Below are 17,971 nucleotides of genomic sequence, written 5' to 3'. Positions count from 1 at the left end.
GGTGACGCAGGCCGCATTATAAAGAATTTTGCTGCGCTGCGCCACTGATTTGATTGCCTATTGCGGCGGCGGGCGATCCGTCAGGAAGCCGTGCCGTTTTTCAGCGATTCGACGAGTTCGATGTACTGCTGCTTTGCCGCATCCGACGACGTGCCCTTCAGCGCGTCCCATGCGTCGTACTTGTATTTGCCGACGATGTCGGTGAAGCCCGGCTTGTCGCCGTGCGCATCGCCATCGGTCGCCTGCTTGAAGAGCGCGTACAGGCGCAGCAGGGTCAGGTTGCCCGGGCGTTCGGTCAGTTGCTTGACGTCGATCTGGGCCTGGTCGAATTGGGTGGTGAGTTCGCTCATCGGGTGTCTCCGTAAGGGTTTCAGGTCGGGCGATCTTAACAAGCGGACCGTCGCACGGGGTCGAGCGATCCTTCCAAACCGCCGCCGGCCCCGCGCGTGCGCACAGATCGGGCCCGATCGCCCGTGGGAGCGGGGCGTCGCATTACAATGTCGGCCATGACGCAAACAGTGCTCCTCGCCATCGATACGTCGACCGAATACTGCTCGGTCGCGCTGCTGCGCTCGGCTCACGCCGATGACGCCGTTTCCACCCCGCAAACCTGGGTTCGCCACGAGCCGACGGGCGCCGTGTCGAGCACGCGCGTGCTGCCGGCGATCCAGGAGCTCTTCGCCGAATCCGGGCTGACGCTTGCCGATTGCGATGCGATCGCGTTCGGCGCGGGCCCCGGCTCGTTCACGGGCCTGCGCACCGCGACGGGCATTACCCAGGGCCTCGCATTCGGCGGCGGGTTGCCGGTCGTGCCGATCGGCACGCTGCTCGCGTGCGCCGAGCACGCGCGGCTGCGCGCGCCCGGCACGGCCCGTGTGCTGGCCGCGCTGGACGCGCGGATGGACGAAGCCTACTGGGCGGATTTCGAATGGGATGACGGCGCCGGCGACTGGCGCACGCTGCATCCGGCGTCGCTCGATGCGCCGGGCGCCGTCGGCGTGCCCGATGTGCCGTTCACGCTCGCGGGCAATGCGGCGGCCGCGTTCGGCGCGCAGTTGCCGGCCGCGGCGCGTGCGGCCGTGATCGACGGCGACGCGATGCCGCATGCGCTGGCGGTCGCGCATGCCGCGCTGCGCGCGTTCCGCGCCGGGCGGGCGGTGCCGGCCGATCAGGCCGCGCCCGAATACGTGCGCGACAAGGTCGCGCAGACCACCGCCGAGCGCGTCGCGGCACGGGCCGCGCAGACGGGCGGAGCGAAGGGATGACGGGTGTCTTGCTGAGCGACCGCTATCTGGCGCCGATGACGGACGCCGATCTCGACGAGGTCGTCGCGATCGAGCACATCGCGTACGAATTCCCGTGGAGCCGCGGCAACTTCGAGGATTCGTTGCGCAACGGCTATCTGGGCGTGTGCCTGCGGCACGTGACGGGGTCGCTCGTCGGCTATTGCGTGCTGATGCCCGTGGTCGACGAGATGCACCTGCTGAACCTGTGTGTCGCGCCGGCCGCGCAGCACGCGGGCGCGGGCCTTGCGCTGTTGCGCGAAGCCGTGCGCATTTCGCGCGCGGAGCGGCTCGACGGCGTGCTGCTCGAGGTACGGCCGTCCAATCCGCGCGCGATCCAGCTGTACGAGCGGTTCGGCTTCGTGACGATCGGCCGCCGCAAGAACTACTATCCGGCGAAGCATCGCAGCCGGGAGGACGCGATCGTGATGCGTCTGACGCTGAACAAGGATGAGGGAGACGCGCATGGCGTGGGCTGAAGCGGCGCTCGAGGAACTGGGCCTCGCGCAGATCTGGGTGCGGCGCGGGCAGCGCGCGGACGAAGGCGTGGCAGCCGAAGCGCCGGCGGTGACGCAAACCGGTGCTGACGACGGGGTTCCCGCGGTCGCGGCCGAGCGCCCGGTGCGTGCGGCGCGTCCGCCGGTGCAGGACGATGCGCCGCCGGCGGTTGCGCGCACGGGCGATGCTGCGCTGGCGCGCGACGCGGATGCGCCGGCGCGCCGTGTCGCCGAGCGCGATCGCGTGCCTGCGGCGCCCGTACCGGCCGCCTCGACCGATGCGATGCCGCCGATGGACGACGCGCCGCCGGCCGATGCCGACGATTTCGCGTGGTTCGACGCGGCGCCGCCGGGCGATTTCGTGCCCGCGCCGGCTGCAGAATCGCGCCCTGCCGGTACGCCGGTTGCCGCGCTCGACTGGGATGCGCTGGCGGCGCGCGTGGCCGACTGCACGCAGTGCCGTCTGTGCGAGAAGCGGACCAACACCGTGTTCGGCGTCGGTGACCGCGAAGCGGACTGGATGCTGATCGGCGAAGCGCCGGGCGAGAACGAGGACAAGCAGGGCGAGCCGTTCGTCGGCCAGGCCGGCAAGCTGCTCGACAACATGCTGCAGTCGTTGTCGCTCAAGCGCGGCGACAACGTGTACATCGCGAACGTGATCAAGTGCCGTCCGCCCGGCAACCGCAACCCGGAGCCGGACGAGGTCGCGAGCTGCGAGCCTTATCTGCAGCGCCAGGTCGCGCTCGTGAAGCCGAAGCTGATCGTCGCGCTCGGCCGTTTTGCCGCGCAGACGCTGCTGAAGACGGACGCGAGCATCGCGTCGCTGCGCGGCCGCGTGCATGCGTACGAAGGCGTGCCGGTGATCGTCACCTACCACCCGGCGTACCTGTTGCGCAGCCTGCAGGACAAGTCGAAGGCGTGGGCCGACCTGTGCCTCGCGCGCGACACGTTCCAGCGCGCGGAAGGCGTTGACGCGAACGGCCCGGCCGGGCAATGACGACCGGCGCGGCGTTCGCGTTCGTCGATACGCTGCATGACGCCGCGGTGCGCGATCTGGGCTGGCTGCTGGCCAGCCCGAGCCTGCTGACCGCGGTGCCGGGCGCGCCGCTTGCGCAACCGTGGCCGGATGCGGCTGGACGATCGGCCGTCGAAGCATGGCTCACCGCGCTCGATGCGCAGCCCGAGCCGCTGCATCGCGCGCTCGACGGCTTCCGGCCGACCCGGCTCGGCCGCTACGCCGAATGCCTGCTCGAGTATTTCCTGACGCACGGCCCGTCGCTGCGGCTCGTCGCGGCCAATCTCCCGCTGCGCAGCAACGGCAAGACGCTCGGCGAAGTCGATTTTCTCGTCGATGCGCCGGACGGGCAGCGCCTGCACTGGGAGCTCGCGGTGAAGTGCTATCTGTGCGCGCCGGTACGCGCTGGCGCGTCGCTTGCCGACTTCGTCGGCCCCAATCTCGTCGACCGGTTCGACCGCAAGCGCAGCCGGCTGCTCGATCACCAGTTGCGGCTCGCCGAACACGACGGCTTTGCGCGGCTCGGCTTTGGCGCGCCGTCCGACGCGCAGATGTTCATCAAGGGCTGGTTGTTCTACCCGCACGGCACGCCGTTGCCGCCGGTTTCAGCGGAAATCGCTCCGGATCACCCGCATGGATTCTGGCTGACGCACGCGCAGTGGCCGGCGTGGGCGGCCTCGCAGCGTGCCGGCGCCGCATGGAGCGTGTTGCCGAGGCTGGCATGGCTCGCGCCGCGACGGGCGGCCGCCGATACCGGATTCGAACCCGAGCCGCTGGCGGCCGCTTTGGCGCTGCCGCCCGTGTTGACGACGCGCGAGGCGCCGGCGCTGATCGGCGTGCATGAACCGGGCAGTGACGGTACGTGGCGCGAAAGGGCGCGCGGCTTCGTGGTGCCGGACGACTGGCCGGCCCGCGCACAGGCATTCGCGGCGCAGGATCGCTGACGCCGCGTCAGCCGGCGCTTACCACCAGCGATGGAAGTGATGGACGGGGCCGACGCCGCGGCCGACGTCGAGGTCGCCGCTCGCGGCGATCGCACCGGTCAGGTAGGTCTTGGCTTCGCGCACCGCGCTTTCGAGGTCGGGCTGCTGCGGCAGCAGCGCGGCGATCGCCGACGACAGCGTGCAGCCGGTGCCGTGCGTGTTGCTGACCGGCACGCGTGCACCGTCGAGCCGCACGGTGCGTGCCGCTTCAACGAGCCAGTCGGGGCTCGCGGACGCATCGGGCAGGTGGCCGCCTTTCATCAGCACGGCGCGCGCGCCCGTCTGCAGCAATGCCCGGCCTTGCCGCACCATGTCGTCTTCCGTGGTGGCGGGGACATCGTTCAGCAGCGCGGCCGCTTCCGGCAGGTTCGGCGTGACGACCGTCGCGAGCGGCAGCAGCGCATCGCGCAACGCATCGACGGCATCGGGCGCGAGCAGCGCGTGCGAGCTCTTCGAGATCATCACCGTGTCGAGCACGACGAAGCGCGGCGCGTAACGGCGCAGCGCGTCGGCCACCGCGCGCACGATCGACGCGTTCGCGAGCATCCCGATCTTGACCGCATCGATGCGGATGTCGTCGAATACCGCATCGAGCTGCGCGGTCACGAACGCGGCGTCCGGCGCATGCACGCCCGTCACGCCGCGCGTGTTCTGCGCGGTCAGCGCGGTGATCACGCTCGCGCCATACGCGCCGAGCGCGGAGAAGGTCTTCAGGTCGGCCTGGATGCCTGCGCCGCCGCCCGAATCGGAGCCGGCGATCGTCAGGATGTTGGGTATCGGGTGCGTCATGAGGGCAACGCGCCGGTTCGAAGACCGGCGCCGGCGGACGGAAACGGAAAGTGTAGCGTCAGTGCCGCGATTCGCCGATCAGCGCGACCGAGTCGAACTGACGCTGGTTCGCCTGGTGGCGGCGCATCACGAGCCACATCGTCAGGCAGACGAACGTGCCGAACAGCACGATCACGACGCCGACCGGCACGTCGAGCCACACGAGCACCGCATACAGGCACAGCATCACGAGCACCGACAGGTTCTCGTTGAAGTTCTGCACCGCGATCGAGTGGCCGGCCGACAGCAGCACGTGGCCGCGATGCTGCAGCAGCGCGTTCATCGGCACGACGAAGTAGCCCGACAGCGCGCCGACGCACATCAGGAAGATGTACGCGACGATCAGGTAGACGGGCATGCGCAGATGGCCGAAGTGCACGGCCCAGTGCGACGGGAACAGGTCGCGCGTGTAGAACGCCATCAGCATCACCGCGATGCCCATGATGATGCCGACGGGCAGCACGGTCAGCGACTTCTTCAACGGAATCCGGGCGGCGGCGGCGATTGCACCCGCCGCGACACCGACCGCGACCACGGCCTGCAGGATCGCGCCTTCCGACAGCGACATGCCGAGCGACACTTCGGCCCACTTCAGCACGATGAACTGCAGCGTCGCGCCTGCGCCCCAGAACAGCGTCGTGACCGCGAGCGAGATCTGGCCGAGCTTGTCGCGCCAGAGCACCATGAAGCAGTCGGCGAAATCCGTGAGCAGCTTGACCGGGCCGCGTTCCTGCTTCGGGTAGCGGGCGCCCGTATCGGGGATGCGCAGGTTGAACAGTGCGGCGATCACATAGATCGCCATGATGATCGCCATCGCCGCTTCGGCGGGCGTGCTGATCCAGTCGGGCGTATGCGCGATCACGTGCGACGCGATGTGCGGGCTGATCAGTGCGCCGCCGAGCACGGTGCCGAGGATGATCGAGCTGACGGTCGTGCCTTCGATCCAGCCGTTCGCGGCGACCAGCCGGTCGGCCGGCAGCAGCTCGGTGAGAATCCCGTACTTGGCGGGCGAATAGGCGGCCGCGCCGAAGCCGACGATCCCGTACGCGATCAGCGGGTGGGCGCCGAACAGCATGATCATGCAGCCCACCACCTTGATCGAGTTGGTGATGAACATCACGCGGCCCTTCGGGCGCGAATCCGCGAACGCACCGACATACGCCGCCAGCACCACGTACGACAACACGAAGAACAGCTTTAGCAGCGGTGTCATCCAGTTGGGGGCGTGGAGGTCTTTCAGCAGGGCGATGGCGGCGATGAGGAGCGCATTGTCGGCCAGCGACGAGAAAAACTGCGCGGCCATGATGGTGTAAAAACCTTTTTTCATCTGATGCGATGCTTTCGTCGCTGCGGCAGGGCCGCGTAGGCCGCCTGGTATGCGATCGGCTTATTCCGTTCGAAATGGGTTGTGCGCACGGCTTTATAACATGAAAATACGCCAATTCGGACTAGCAAGATTCCCCGATCGTTCCGCAAATTGTCGGCTTCAGTGCTCAAAAGGCGCGGTAAGCTGATGATTCGCAAGCGTCTTTACGTAAATTTCCCATGCCGCGCCCGATCTCCGCCACCATCCACACCGCCGCTCTCGCGAACAATCTCTCCGTCGTCCGCCGATTTGCCGGCCCGTCCAAGGTCTGGGCGGTCGTCAAGGCCAATGCGTACGGCCACGGTCTCGCCCGTGCGTTTCCGGGCCTGCGCGGCACCGACGGCTTCGGCCTGCTCGACCTCGACGAGGCCGTGAAGCTGCGCGAGCTCGGCTGGGCCGGCCCGATCCTGCTGCTCGAAGGCTTCTTCCGGTCGACCGACATCGACGTGATCGACCGCTACAGCCTGACGACGACCGTCCACAACGACGAGCAGATGCGGATGCTGGAAACGGCGCGGCTGTCGAAGCCGGTCAACGTGCAGCTCAAGATGAACAGCGGGATGAACCGGCTCGGCTACGTGCCGGAAAAATACCGTGCGGCGTGGGAGCGCGCCCGCGCGTGCCCCGGCATCGGCCAGATCACGTTGATGACCCATTTCTCGGACGCGGACAACGAGCGTGGCGTCGCCGAGCAGCTCGCGACCTTCGAGCGCGGCGCGGAAAGCATCGCCGGCGCGCGCAGTCTCGCGAACTCGGCAGCCGTGCTGTGGCACCCGGATACGCACTTCGACTGGGTGCGGCCGGGGATCGTGCTGTACGGCGCGTCGCCGTCGGGGCTGTCGTCCGACATCGCCGACGCAGGGCTGAAGCCCGCGATGACGCTCGCGTCCGAGCTGATCGCGGTGCAGACGATCGCGAAGGGCCAGGCGATCGGCTATGGCTCGACGTTCTCCGCGCAGGCGCAGATGCGGATCGGCGTCGTGGCGTGCGGCTACGCAGACGGCTATCCGCGCGTCGCACCCGAAGGCACGCCGGTGATCGTCGACGGCATCCGCACGCGGATCGTCGGCCGCGTGTCGATGGACATGATTACCGTCGACCTGACCCCGTGCCCGCAGGCCGGCGTCGGTGCACGCGTCGAGCTGTGGGGCAATGCGCTGCCGATCGACGACGTCGCGCGCCATTGCGGGACGATCGGTTACGAGCTGATGTGCGCGGTCGCCGGCCGCGTGCCCGTGCGAGCGGAATAAGGGCGTCGCGCGTGGCCAAACAGAAAACCGTTTATGTCTGCAGCGAGTGCGGCGGACAGACCCCGAAGTGGCAGGGCCAGTGCCCGTCGTGCCAGGCGTGGAACACGCTCGTCGAATCGGTCGCCGAAGCGCCGGCGGCCCATCGGTTCCAGTCGCTCGCGAAGCGGGCGCCCGTGCAACGGCTCGTCGACATCGAAGCCGCCGACGTGCCGCGCTTCTCGACCGGTATCGGCGAATTCGATCGCGTGCTCGGCGGCGGGCTGGTCCCGGGCGGCGTCGTCCTGATCGGCGGCGATCCCGGCATCGGCAAGTCGACGCTGCTGCTGCAGTCGCTCGCGGACATCGCGAGCGAGCGGCGCGCGCTCTATATCAGCGGTGAGGAGTCGGCTGCGCAGATCGCGTTGCGCGCGCAACGGCTTGCGCTGCTCGACGGCGGGGCGCCCGCAGACGAGCTGAAGCTGCTCGCCGAGATCCAGCTCGAGAAGATCCAGGCCGCGATCGACGCGGAACGGCCGGACGTGGCCGTGATCGACTCGATCCAGACCGTCTATTCGGAAGCGCTCACGTCGGCGCCGGGCTCGGTCGCGCAGGTGCGCGAATGCGCGGCGCAGCTCACGCGCATCGCAAAACAGTCGGGCACCGCGATCATCATGGTCGGGCACGTGACGAAGGAAGGCAACCTGGCCGGCCCGCGCGTGCTCGAGCACATCGTCGACACGGTGCTGTACTTCGAAGGCGACACGCATTCGTCGTTCCGGCTCGTGCGCGCATTCAAGAACCGCTTCGGCGCGGTCAACGAACTCGGCGTGTTCGCGATGACCGAGCGCGGGCTGCGCGGCGTCGCGAATCCGTCCGCGCTGTTCCTGTCGCAGCATGAACAGGTCGTGCCGGGCTCGTGCGTGCTCGTCACGCAAGAGGGCACGCGGCCGCTGCTCGTCGAAGTCCAGGCGCTCGTCGACACCGCGCACGTGCCGAACCCGCGCCGGCTCGCGGTCGGCCTCGAACAGAACCGGCTCGCGATGCTGCTCGCGGTGCTGCACCGGCACGCAGGTATCGCGTGCTTCGACCAGGACGTGTTCCTCAATGCGGTGGGCGGCGTGAAGATCACCGAGCCGGCGGCCGACCTCGCAGTGCTGCTCGCGATCCATTCGTCGATGCGCAACAAGGCGCTGCCGAAGGGGCTGATCGTGTTCGGCGAAGTGGGGCTGGCGGGCGAGATCCGGCCGTCGCCGCGCGGGCAGGAGCGGCTGCGCGAGGCGGCGAAGCTCGGCTTCACGTCCGCGCTGATTCCGAAGGCGAATGCGCCGAAGCAGCCGATCGAAGGGCTGAACGTGATGGCCGTCGATCGGCTCGAACAGGCGATCGACCGCGTGCGCGATCTCGAGTGACCGGCCGCACAGGCATGCGGGCCGGGGCTGCCGGCGATCTGGCGCGTAATTCGCTGTAAAGAATATGTAGGCTTCTGTAACCCGCCGGACATCGCTTTTCCCTATCCTTTGCCGGATTGTCGAACCGCGCAATGCGAAGGGAACCTATGTTGAAATCGTATGGGGAAGCGCCGGGCGGACGCCTTTACAACCTGCGCGGCTGCCGCGTGTCGGAGCCGATTCGCCAGCCGTGGGGCGGTGGATGCCGGATCGTCGAATGGATCGACGACGACGGGCGCCTCGCACGCAAGGTCGTGTCCGAGGATGTGACCGAAGCGGAAGTCGCCGCGGCGATCCGCCGGCCGGCCGAAGGGCGCCGGCACCTGATGGGTGACGACGAGCAGATGCCGCGCGATACGTTGCCGCGCCGCTGAGCGGGCGGCGGCCGACGAACGACGCTGACGACAAGGCCGGGCCAGTGCGCCCGGCCTTGTCGTATCCGGGCCCGGCAGGCGCCCGAGCGGCCGCCCACGCACCGGGCAGGTGCATCGGCAGGCCGCATCGGGCCTGCGTTCAGCCGATCTGCTCGAGTTCTTCCTGTGCGGCGAGCCAGTCGGCCTCGACCGTTTCGAGACGCGCGTTGACGTCGCCGAGCCTGCGGATCGCATCGGTCAGCTCCGTCTTGCGCTCGGCCTCGTAGCTCGCCGGATCGGCGACGAATGTGTCGAGGCGCGCCTTCTCGGCGTGCAGCGCCTCCATTTCCTTTTCGAGCTTCGTGATGCGGTTCTGCAGCGGCTTCTTCAAGACCGACAGGCGCTGCCGCTCCTCGGCGGCCTGACGCTTCTGGTCCTTGCGGTTGGCCGCTGCGCCGGCGCCCGGCGAAGCCGCGCTGTCGGCCTTCGCCGCTGCGCGCTGCTCGGCCGCGTGCTGCAGCAGCCAGTCACGGTAGTCGTCGAGGTCGCCGTCGAACGGTTGCAGCCGGTGCTTTGCGACCAGCATGAACTGGTCGGTCGTCGCGCGCAGCAGGTGGCGGTCGTGCGACACGAGGATCAGCGTGCCTTCGAACTGCGCGAGCGCCATCGTCAGCGCGTGGCGCGTTTCGAGGTCCAGGTGGTTGGTCGGTTCGTCGAGCAGCAGCAGGTTCGGCTTCTGCCAGATGATCAGCGCAAGCGCGAGGCGCGCCTTTTCACCGCCCGAGAACGGGCCGACCGGGCTGGTCGCCATGTCGCCCGAGAAATTGAAGCCGCCGAGGAAGTCGCGCAGTTCCTGCTCGCGTGTATCGGGCGCGAGCCGCGCCAGATGCGCGAGCGGCGAATCGTCTTCGCGCAGCGTTTCGAGCTGGTGCTGCGCGAAATAGCCGATCGTCAGCCCCTTGCCGTCGCGGACGTGCCCCGACAGCGGCGCGAGCGTGCCGGCCAGCGTCTTGATCAGTGTCGACTTGCCCTGGCCGTTCGCGCCGAGCAGGCCGATGCGCTGGCCGTTCTGGATCGACAGCGCGACACGCTCGACGATCGGGATTTCCGCGCCGTCGTCGGCATGGTAGCCGCAGCGGACGTCTTCCATCACCATCATCGGGTTCGGCGCGGCGTCGGGCGTGCGGAATTCGAACGTGAACGGCGACGCGATGTGCGCGGGCGCGATCAGCTCCATCTTCTCGAGCGCCTTCATCCGGCTCTGCGCCTGCTTGGCCTTGGTCGCCTTGGCCTTGAAGCGGTCGACGAAGCTCTGCAGGTGCTCGATCGTCTTCTGCTGCTTTTCGTATGCGCTTTGCTGCAGCGCCAGTTGCTGCGCGCGCAGCACTTCGAACTGCGAGTAGTTGCCGCCGTAGCGCTTCACCTGGCGGTTTTCCAGATGCAGCGTGACGTTGCAGATCGAATCGAGGAATTCGCGGTCGTGCGAAATCACGACGAGCGTGCCGGGGTAGCGGTGCAGCCAGTCTTCGAGCCAGACGATCGCGTCGAGGTCGAGGTGGTTCGTCGGTTCGTCGAGCAGCAGCAGGTCGGAACGGCACATCAGCGCCTGCGCGAGGTTCAGGCGCATGCGCCAGCCGCCGGAGAAGCTGGCGACCGATTCGCGCGTCTGCGCGAGCGTGAAGCCGAGACCCAGCAGCAGCGCTTCTGCGCGGGCGGGCGCCGTGTAGCCGTCGGCGTCGGCGAACGCCGCGTGCGCGTCGGCTTCGGCGGCGCCGTCATGCGCGGCCGAGGCGGCGGCGATGCGCGCCTCGATCTCGCGCAGCGCGGCATCGCCGTCGAGCGTGTAGTCGAGCGCCGAGCGGTCGACGGCGGGCGTTTCCTGCGACACATGGGCGATCCGCCACGACGGCGGCATCGAGAAATCGCCGGCGTCCGAGTGCAGCTCGCCGCGCAGGACCGAGAACAGCGTCGATTTGCCGGCGCCGTTCGCGCCGATCAGGCCGGCTTTCTCGCCGGGATTGAGCACGAACGAGGTCGACTCGAACAGCGGCTTGGTGCCGCGCGCAAGGCTGAACTGATTGAAACGGATCACGGCGGAAATGACTGGGCAAAACCGCTATTCTAGACTGCGCGCCGGTCGCGCCGGGCATCGGCCGCTCGGCGGATGCCACAACCGTGCAATTTCGCCTAGACTCCGTGTCGATCCGGTTTCGTAAAAGGAGTGTCCGATGTCCACCCTGTATTCGTTCAGCGCAGAGACGCTCGCCGGCGCGCCGGCCCCGCTCGACGCGTATCGCGGCAAGGTGCTGCTGATCGTCAACACGGCGAGCGAGTGCGGTTTCACGCCGCAGTACGCGGGCCTGCAGAAGCTGTACGACCAGTACGCGGCGCGCGGCTTCTTCGTGCTCGGTTTCCCGTGCAACCAGTTCGGCAAGCAGGAGCCGGGCGACGCCGCGCAGATCGGCGCGTTCTGCGAGCGCAACTACGGCGTCACGTTCCCGATGTTCGCGAAGATCGACGTGAAGGGCGATCACGCGCATCCGCTGTACCGCTACCTGACCGACGAGGCGCCCGGCATTCTGGGCCTCAAGGCGATCAAGTGGAACTTCACGAAATTCCTGGTCGACCGCGACGGGCGCATCGTCAAGCGCTACGCGCCGTCGACCAAGCCCGACGAAATCGCCGCCGATATCGACACGCTGCTGTGAAGGCGGGGCGGCGTGTGTAGCGCCGGTGCGGATTGCGCCGGCGCGGCCATCGCCCCGGCCGCTACAGGATCGGCGCGAACAGCCGCGCGACGTGCATCGCGATGCGCCGCCACGCGGGCGACTGGCGGTATTCGTTCGCATCGACCTCGTACGCCTGCGCGAAATCGGCCTCGAGCATCGTTTCGACTTCGTCGGCGAACGCACGGTCGACGGTCAGCACCATCACCTCGAAATTGAGGCGAAACGAACGGTTGTCGAGGTTCGCGCTGCCGATTGCCGCCGCGATGCGGTCGATCAGCACGACTTTCTGGTGCAGGAAGCCGGGCCGGTAGCGGAACACCTTCACGCCGGCATCGACGAGGTCGCGCGCGTACAGCTTCGACGCCTCGAACACGACGTAGTGATCGCGCCGGCTCGGAATCAGGATGCGCACGTCGACGCCGCGCATCACCGCGAGCTTCAGCGCGGAGATTACAGCTTCGTCGGGAACCAGGTACGGCGTGGTGATCCAGACCCGCTCGCGTGCGGCATTGATCGATTCGACGAAGAACAGCGAGCCGGTTTCCTGCTTGTCGGCCGGCCCCATCGGCACCGCGAGGCAATGCATGCCGTCGCCGGGCTGCGCCGGCGGCGGCAGCGCGATGGGCGGCAGCTTCTGCGTCGCCCAGTGCCAGTCTTCGGCGAATACATACTGAATGCTCGCGACGACGGGGCCGCGGATCTCGATGTGCGTGTCGCGCCACGGCGACAGGCGCGGCTTCGCACCGAGATATTCGACCCCGACGTTGTGACCGCCGACGAACGCGCGATTGCCATCGACGACGACGATCTTGCGATGGTTGCGGAAGTTCAGCTGGAAGCGGTTGACGAACTTCCGGTTGGTCGCGAACGGATGAACTTCGACGCCGCCCCGGCGCAGTGTGTCGACGTAGCTGTGCGGCAGGTCGAAGCTGCCGATGCTGTCGTACAGCAGGCAGCAGCGCACGCCGGCCGCCGCGCGCGCGAGCAGCGAGTCGCGCAGCATCCGGCCGAGCGCGTCGTCGCGCACGATGAAGAACTGGACGAGCACGTAGTCTCGCGCAGCGTCGATCGACGACAGGATGGCGGAGAACGTCGCGTCGCCGTTTACGAGCGTGCGCACCGAGTTGCCGCCGAGGAACGGCATGCCGCCGAGCCGCGTGAGCGCGAGCACGGCGGCCTGGCCGAGCGCGTCGGCGGCCGGCCCGTCGGTTGCGTCGGTGGTGCGCCACGGCGAGCGCGGCGTGTGCGTGCGCAACATTTCCAGCTCGTGGCGCCGGGCGTCGACGTAGCCGGAGAACTTGCTGCGGCCGAGGAACAGGTAGGGAATGAGCGTCAGGTACGGCATGGCTGCGAGCGAGACGGCCCACGCGATTGCGCCTTGCGACGTGCGCGTGTTCATGATCGCGTGGCATGCCGCAACGATCCCGAGCACGTGGATGGTCAGGATCAGGGTGCCGAGATGTAGCCAGTCGAGGGTCATGGGCGCGTGACGGACTCCTGAGGTCGGGCGGCCGGGCGGCCGCCTACGCGCATCTTACCCAACCGTGCGGCGCAACGGTGTGCCGCACGGTTGGCGGGCCGGAAAGGTTCAGGCCTTGCGCGGCAGGTCCGACGCCTGGATCAGGAAGACGGCGTCGTCGCCCGCGCTGGTGGGCAGCCACGTGAGTTCGAGGCCGCCGAATGCCGCTTCGACGTGCTCGCGCTCGTTGCCGATCTCGACGACGAGCACGCCGTCGTCGTGCAGCCAGCGGTGCGCTTCGGCGACGATGCGTCGCACGATGTCCATGCCGTCGTCGCCGCCCGCGAGCGCCATCTCCGGCTCGTGCTGGTATTCGGGCGGCAGCGCGGCCATCGACGATGCGTTCACGTACGGCGGGTTCGTCAGGATCACGTCGTAGCGCGAGCCCGGGTCGGTGCGGAATGCGGGCAGGGGTGCGTAGAGGTCGCCGCGGTGCAATCCGATGCGGTCTTCGAGGCCGTAGTCGCGCACGTTGATCTCGGCGACTTCGAGCGCCTTGTCCGACAGGTCGACCGCGTCGATCTCGGCGTTCGGGAACGCGCTTGCCGCAAGGATCGCGAGGCAGCCGGAACCGGTACACAGTTCGAGCACCGCGCCGACCTGCTCGGGATCGGCGACATACGGCTGCAGCCCGTCGTCGAGCAGCTCGCCGATGAACGAGCGCGGCACGATCACGCGTTCGTCGACGTAGAAGCGGTGGCCATGCATCCACGCTTCATGCGTGAGGTAAGCGGCCGGCACGCGATCGGTCGCGCGCCGCTCGATCACCGCGAGTACGGCCGCGATTTCGTCGGGCAGCAGGCGCGCGTCGAGGAACGGTTCGAGCGTGTCGAGCGGCAGGTCGAGCGTGCGCAGCACGAGATAGGCCGCCTCGTCGTACGCGTTGTCGGAGCCGTGGCCGAACGCGAGCTTCGCCTTCGAGAAGCGCGTGACCGCGTAGCGCAGCAGGTCGCGAACAGTGGCAAAAGGTGTCGTCATGCGAGGCTCCATCAGGCGATCAGTTGTTCGAGCACGCGGCGGTACACGTTCTTCAGCGGGTCGATGAAGCGCACCTCGATGTGCTCGTCGATCTTGTGGATGCTGCCGTTCGGCGGGCCGAACTCGATCACCTGCGGGCAGATGCGCGCAATGAAACGGCCGTCCGACGTGCCGCCCGTCGTCGACAGTTCGGTCGTGATGCCAGTCTCGGTACGGATCGCATGCTCCAGCGCGCCCGACAGCTCGCCGCGCGGCGTGAGGAACGGCAGGCCGCTGACCGACCACTTCAGCGTGTATTCGAGGCCGTGCTTGTCGAGGATCGCGTGCACGCGTGCCTGCAGGCCTTCGACCGTGCTGGCGGTCGAGAAGCGGAAGTTGAACAGCAGGTCGGCGTGACCGGGGATCACGTTGGTCGCGCCGGTGCCGGCGTGCAGGTTCGACACCTGCCAGGTGGTCGGCGGGAAGTATTCGTTGCCTTCGTCCCACTGTTCGGCGGCGAGCTCGGCGAGCGCCGGCGCGAGCAGGTGGATCGGGTTCTTCGCGAGGTGCGGGTAGGCGATGTGGCCCTGCACGCCCTTGACGACCAGTTCGCCCGACATCGACCCGCGGCGGCCGTTCTTGACGACGTCGCCGAGCTCGGCGGTCGACGTCGGCTCGCCGACGAGGCAGTAGTCGAGGCGCTCGCCGCGTTCCTGCAGCAGTTCGACGACCTTCACGGTGCCGTCGGTGGCCGGGCCTTCCTCGTCGCTCGTGATCAGGAACGCGATCGCGCCGCGGTGGCCGGGGTGGGCCGCGACGAATTCCTCGGAGGCGACGACGAACGCCGCGAGCGACGTCTTCATGTCGGCCGCGCCGCGGCCGTACAGCTTGCCGTCGCGATGGGCGGGAATGAACGGCGGCGAGGTCCACTGCTCGAGCGGGCCGGTCGGCACGACGTCGGTGTGGCCCGCGAACGCGAGCAGCTTGCCGTCGCGGCCGTCGGCGCCGCGCTTGACGGCCCACAGGTTGGTCACGCCGTGCGACGCGATGGTCTCGCATTCGAAGCCGAGCGCGGTGAGGCGCTCGGTCATGATCTGCTGGCAGTGCTGGTCGTCGGGCGTCACGGACGCGCGGGCGATCAGCTGTTCGGTAAGGGCTAGGGTGGCGGACATGGTTCGGACCACTTTCGATAAAAAATGCCGGCGCGGTGGCCGGCAGCGACAGGACGTCGGGCTGCGCCGGCAGGCGCAGCGCGGGCGGCCCTATGCGGCAAACAGCGCCGCGTATTGATCGGCCACGAAGCCGAGCGATTTCACGCGGCCGTTGACGACGAGCACGGGGCGCTTGATGACCGACGGCTTGTGGATCATCAGCGCGACCGCGCCGGTCTTCGTTTCGGCGGCCGCCTTCATTGCGTCGTCCAGGCCGCGCCACGTGGTGCCGCGCTTGTTCACGAGCGCGTCGAGCGACACGTCCTTCAGCCAGTCTTCGATCAGCGGCGCGCTGACGCCGAGCTTCTTGAAATCGTGGAACTCGAACTCGACGCCGTGATCGTCAAGCCACACGCGGGCCTTCTTCACGGTGTCGCAGTTCGGAATGCCGTAGACGACCACGGTGTGCGGCTTCGCCATCAGTCGCCTCGCAGCAGCTCGTTCAGGCCGACCTTCGCACGCGTCTTCGCGTCGACCTTCTTGACGATCACCGCGCAGTACAGGCTGTGCGAACCGTCCTTCGACGGCAGGTTGCCGGCGACGACGACCGAGCCGGCCGGGATGCGGCCGTAGCTGACTTCGCCCGTCTCGCGGTCGTAGATCTTCGTGCTCTGGCCGAGGTACACGCCCATCGAGATCACCGAGTTTTCCTCGACGATCACGCCTTCGACGACTTCCGAGCGCGCGCCGATGAAGCAGTTGTCTTCGATGATGACCGGGTTCGCCTGCAGCGGCTCGAGCACGCCGCCGATGCCGACGCCGCCCGACAGGTGCACGTTCTTGCCGATCTGCGCGCACGAACCGACCGTCGCCCACGTGTCGACCATCGTGCCTTCGTCGACGTACGCGCCGATGTTGGTGTACGACGGCATCAGCACGACGTTCTTCGCGATGAACGAGCCGCGGCGTGCGATGGCAGGCGGCACGACGCGGAAGCCGCCCGCGGCGAAATCTTCCGCCGTGTAGTTCGCGAACTTCGACGGCACCTTGTCGTAGAACTGCGAGTAGCCGCCGGCCGGCATCGGTGCGTTGTCCTCCAGGCGGAACGACAGCAGCACGGCCTTCTTCAGCCACTGGTGCACGGTCCAGTTGCCGTCGATTTTCTCGGCGACGCGCAGCGCACCTTTGTCGAGTTGCTCGATCGCGTGAGCGACGGCTTCGCGGACGTCGGCCGGCGCGGCCTTCGGCGACAGCTCGGCGCGGTTTTCCCAGGCGGTATCGATGATTTGCTGAAGTTGTTGCGACATGTTCGTTTTCGCAGGAAAAGGATGGAATTGATCGGGATGGACGATTACCGCGCGAGGGACCGGCAGAAATCGACGATGCGTTGCGCGCCCTCGACGCATTCGGGGGTGCCCGCGACGAGCGCGATCCGGATGAAATCGCGGCCCGGATTCGTGCCGTGCGCATCGCGCGCCAGGTACGAGCCGGGCAGAACCGTCACATTATAGTCGGCGTACAGGCGGCGGGCGAACTCGGTGTCCGACAGGCCGGTGCGCGACACGTTGGCCCACAGGTAGAACGCGGCGTCGGGCAGTTTCACGTCGATCACGTCGGCGAGCATCGGCGTGACCGTATTGAACTTCTGCAGGTACAGCGCGCGGTTCTCCTGCACGTGCGCCTCGTCGTTCCACGCGGCGATGCTCGCGTGCTGCCAGACCGGCGACAGCGCCGCGCCGTGGTACGTGCGGTACAGCAGGAACTGCTTGAGCAGCGCCGCGTCGCCGGCGACGAAGCCCGAGCGCATGCCCGGCACGTTCGAGCGCTTCGACAGGCTCGACAGCATCACGAGGCGCTCGAAGCCGCGGCCGAGGCGGTGCGCGGCCTCGAGGCCGCCGAGCGGCGGCGCCGCTTCGTCGAAATAGATTTCCGAATAGCACTCGTCGGACGCGATCACGAAGCCGTGGCGGTCGGACAGCGCGAACAGCTCGCGCCAGTCGTCGAGCGTCAGCACGGCGCCCGTCGGGTTGCCCGGCGAGCACACGTACAGCAGCTGCGTGCGCGCCCAGACTTCGTCGGGCACGGCCGCGTAGTCGCACGCGAAGTTGCGGGCCGGGTCGCTGTTCGCGAAATAGGGTTCGGCACCGGCCAGCAGCGCCGCGCCTTCGTAAATTTGATAGAAAGGATTCGGACAGAGTACGATCGCCTTCTGGCCCTGCGCGGCCGGGCGCGCGTCGATCACGGTCTGCGCGAGCGAGAACAGCGCTTCGCGCGACCCCGACACGGGCAGCACCTGCGTGGCCGGATCGATCGCCGGCAGCCCGTAGCGGCGCTCGAGCCAGTGCGCGATCGACGTGCGCAGCGCGTCCGAGCCGGCCGTGGCCGGGTACGACGCAAGGCCGTCGAGCGCGGCGACCACGGCGTCGCGGATCAGCGCCGGCGTTGCGTGCTTGGGCTCGCCGATGCCGAAGCTGATCGGTTTGAGGTCGCCGGAAGGCGTCACGTCCTTGAACAGGGCGCGCAGCTTTTCGAAGGGATAGGGCTGGAGCGAGTCGAGTCGAGGGTTCACGGGCGAAGCGGCCATCGCGGCCGGTTGGAGCGAAAGAAGCGGCG

At 68.1% G+C, this 17,971-nt stretch carries 18 protein-coding genes; 8 read left to right on the top strand and 10 right to left on the bottom strand.

All coding sequences use genetic code 11. The features are described from left to right. Positions 1 to 80: 80 nt before the first annotated feature. Positions 81 to 350 carry an acyl-CoA-binding protein gene (locus OHZ10_RS10995; RefSeq protein ID WP_059233829.1) on the bottom strand — a complete coding sequence of 90 codons (270 nt, stop codon included), beginning with the start codon at positions 348 to 350 and terminating at the stop codon, positions 81 to 83. 147 nt (positions 351 to 497) lie between these two features. On the opposite strand from OHZ10_RS10995, the gene tsaB reads away from it, so the two are divergent. From tsaB to OHZ10_RS10975, 4 genes are read left to right on the top strand one after another with little or no spacing between them, the layout of a single operon-like run. Beyond that, a complete protein-coding gene (tsaB, locus tag OHZ10_RS10990; protein ID WP_174993045.1) occupies positions 498 to 1,265 on the top strand; it encodes a tRNA (adenosine(37)-N6)-threonylcarbamoyltransferase complex dimerization subunit type 1 TsaB in 768 nt (255 codons plus the stop codon). After that, positions 1,262 to 1,762: a ribosomal protein S18-alanine N-acetyltransferase gene (rimI, locus tag OHZ10_RS10985; protein WP_059233831.1), complete on the top strand. Its 501-nt coding sequence runs from the start codon at positions 1,262 to 1,264 to the stop codon at positions 1,760 to 1,762. The genes tsaB and rimI overlap by 4 nt, the downstream gene beginning before the upstream one ends. Beyond that, on the top strand, positions 1,749 to 2,777 hold the full coding sequence (locus OHZ10_RS10980; protein ID WP_174993044.1) for a uracil-DNA glycosylase: 1,029 nt from the start codon (positions 1,749 to 1,751) through the stop codon (positions 2,775 to 2,777). The genes rimI and OHZ10_RS10980 overlap by 14 nt, the downstream gene beginning before the upstream one ends. After that, entirely contained in the window at positions 2,774 to 3,739 is a 966-nt protein-coding gene (locus OHZ10_RS10975) for a DUF1853 family protein (RefSeq protein ID WP_342702446.1), read from the top strand. The genes OHZ10_RS10980 and OHZ10_RS10975 overlap by 4 nt, the downstream gene beginning before the upstream one ends. An 18-nt stretch (positions 3,740 to 3,757) precedes the next feature. Here the strand turns inward: OHZ10_RS10975 and thiD are convergent, their stop codons facing one another. Together thiD and lplT are read right to left on the bottom strand one after the other, a co-directional pair. Then, a complete protein-coding gene (gene thiD / locus OHZ10_RS10970) occupies positions 3,758 to 4,567 on the bottom strand; it encodes a bifunctional hydroxymethylpyrimidine kinase/phosphomethylpyrimidine kinase (protein WP_342702444.1) in 810 nt (269 codons plus the stop codon). 58 nt (positions 4,568 to 4,625) lie between these two features. Next, a complete protein-coding gene (gene lplT, locus OHZ10_RS10965; RefSeq protein ID WP_059233835.1) occupies positions 4,626 to 5,933 on the bottom strand; it encodes a lysophospholipid transporter LplT in 1,308 nt (435 codons plus the stop codon). A gap of 218 nt (positions 5,934 to 6,151) precedes the next feature. Between lplT and alr the strand changes: the two genes are divergently transcribed. From alr to OHZ10_RS10950, 3 genes are all read left to right on the top strand, one after another. After that, entirely contained in the window at positions 6,152 to 7,222 is a 1,071-nt protein-coding gene (gene alr, locus OHZ10_RS10960) for an alanine racemase (RefSeq protein ID WP_059233836.1), read from the top strand. Between the two features lie 11 nt (positions 7,223 to 7,233). Next, positions 7,234 to 8,610, top strand: coding sequence for a DNA repair protein RadA (gene radA / locus OHZ10_RS10955; protein ID WP_059233837.1), 1,377 nt, complete (start codon positions 7,234 to 7,236; stop codon positions 8,608 to 8,610). A 146-nt stretch (positions 8,611 to 8,756) separates the two neighbouring features. Then, on the top strand, positions 8,757 to 9,023 hold the full coding sequence (locus OHZ10_RS10950; RefSeq protein ID WP_059233838.1) for a DUF2866 domain-containing protein: 267 nt from the start codon (positions 8,757 to 8,759) through the stop codon (positions 9,021 to 9,023). Between the two features lie 139 nt (positions 9,024 to 9,162). Here the strand turns inward: OHZ10_RS10950 and OHZ10_RS10945 are convergent, their stop codons facing one another. After that, positions 9,163 to 11,094 carry an ATP-binding cassette domain-containing protein gene (locus OHZ10_RS10945; RefSeq protein WP_256085030.1) on the bottom strand — a complete coding sequence of 644 codons (1,932 nt, stop codon included), beginning with the start codon at positions 11,092 to 11,094 and terminating at the stop codon, positions 9,163 to 9,165. Positions 11,095 to 11,230: 136 nt separating this feature from the next. On the opposite strand from OHZ10_RS10945, the gene OHZ10_RS10940 reads away from it, so the two are divergent. Then, a complete protein-coding gene (locus tag OHZ10_RS10940) occupies positions 11,231 to 11,710 on the top strand; it encodes a glutathione peroxidase (protein ID WP_059233840.1) in 480 nt (159 codons plus the stop codon). A gap of 61 nt (positions 11,711 to 11,771) precedes the next feature. Here the strand turns inward: OHZ10_RS10940 and cls are convergent, their stop codons facing one another. The 6 genes from cls to dapC all read right to left on the bottom strand — a co-directional run bounded on the left by cls (position 11,772) and on the right by dapC (position 17,942). Continuing rightward, entirely contained in the window at positions 11,772 to 13,211 is a 1,440-nt protein-coding gene (gene cls / locus OHZ10_RS10935; RefSeq protein ID WP_059233841.1) for a cardiolipin synthase, read from the bottom strand. 108 nt (positions 13,212 to 13,319) lie between these two features. Further along, entirely contained in the window at positions 13,320 to 14,228 is a 909-nt protein-coding gene (gene prmB / locus OHZ10_RS10930) for a 50S ribosomal protein L3 N(5)-glutamine methyltransferase (protein WP_059233842.1), read from the bottom strand. A gap of 11 nt (positions 14,229 to 14,239) precedes the next feature. After that, positions 14,240 to 15,379: a succinyl-diaminopimelate desuccinylase gene (gene dapE, locus OHZ10_RS10925; protein WP_342702441.1), complete on the bottom strand. Its 1,140-nt coding sequence runs from the start codon at positions 15,377 to 15,379 to the stop codon at positions 14,240 to 14,242. A gap of 90 nt (positions 15,380 to 15,469) precedes the next feature. Beyond that, the gene (locus OHZ10_RS10920) at positions 15,470 to 15,838 is read right to left on the bottom strand and encodes an ArsC family reductase (protein ID WP_006478478.1); all 369 of its coding nucleotides are present in this window, start codon (positions 15,836 to 15,838) and stop codon (positions 15,470 to 15,472) included. Further along, the gene (gene dapD, locus OHZ10_RS10915; protein ID WP_006478479.1) at positions 15,838 to 16,665 is read right to left on the bottom strand and encodes a 2,3,4,5-tetrahydropyridine-2,6-dicarboxylate N-succinyltransferase; all 828 of its coding nucleotides are present in this window, start codon (positions 16,663 to 16,665) and stop codon (positions 15,838 to 15,840) included. The genes OHZ10_RS10920 and dapD overlap by 1 nt, the downstream gene beginning before the upstream one ends. Positions 16,666 to 16,709: 44 nt before the next feature. Then, the gene (dapC, locus tag OHZ10_RS10910; protein ID WP_342702439.1) at positions 16,710 to 17,942 is read right to left on the bottom strand and encodes a succinyldiaminopimelate transaminase; all 1,233 of its coding nucleotides are present in this window, start codon (positions 17,940 to 17,942) and stop codon (positions 16,710 to 16,712) included. Positions 17,943 to 17,971: the final 29 nt, after the last annotated feature.

Origin of the sequence: Burkholderia arboris, assembly GCF_038723655.1 — a bacterium.
GTDB classification, from domain to species: domain Bacteria; phylum Pseudomonadota; class Gammaproteobacteria; order Burkholderiales; family Burkholderiaceae; genus Burkholderia; species Burkholderia arboris.
Note: the sequence above shows the minus strand (reverse complement) of the source record. Positions and strands in the feature narration are given on the sequence as shown.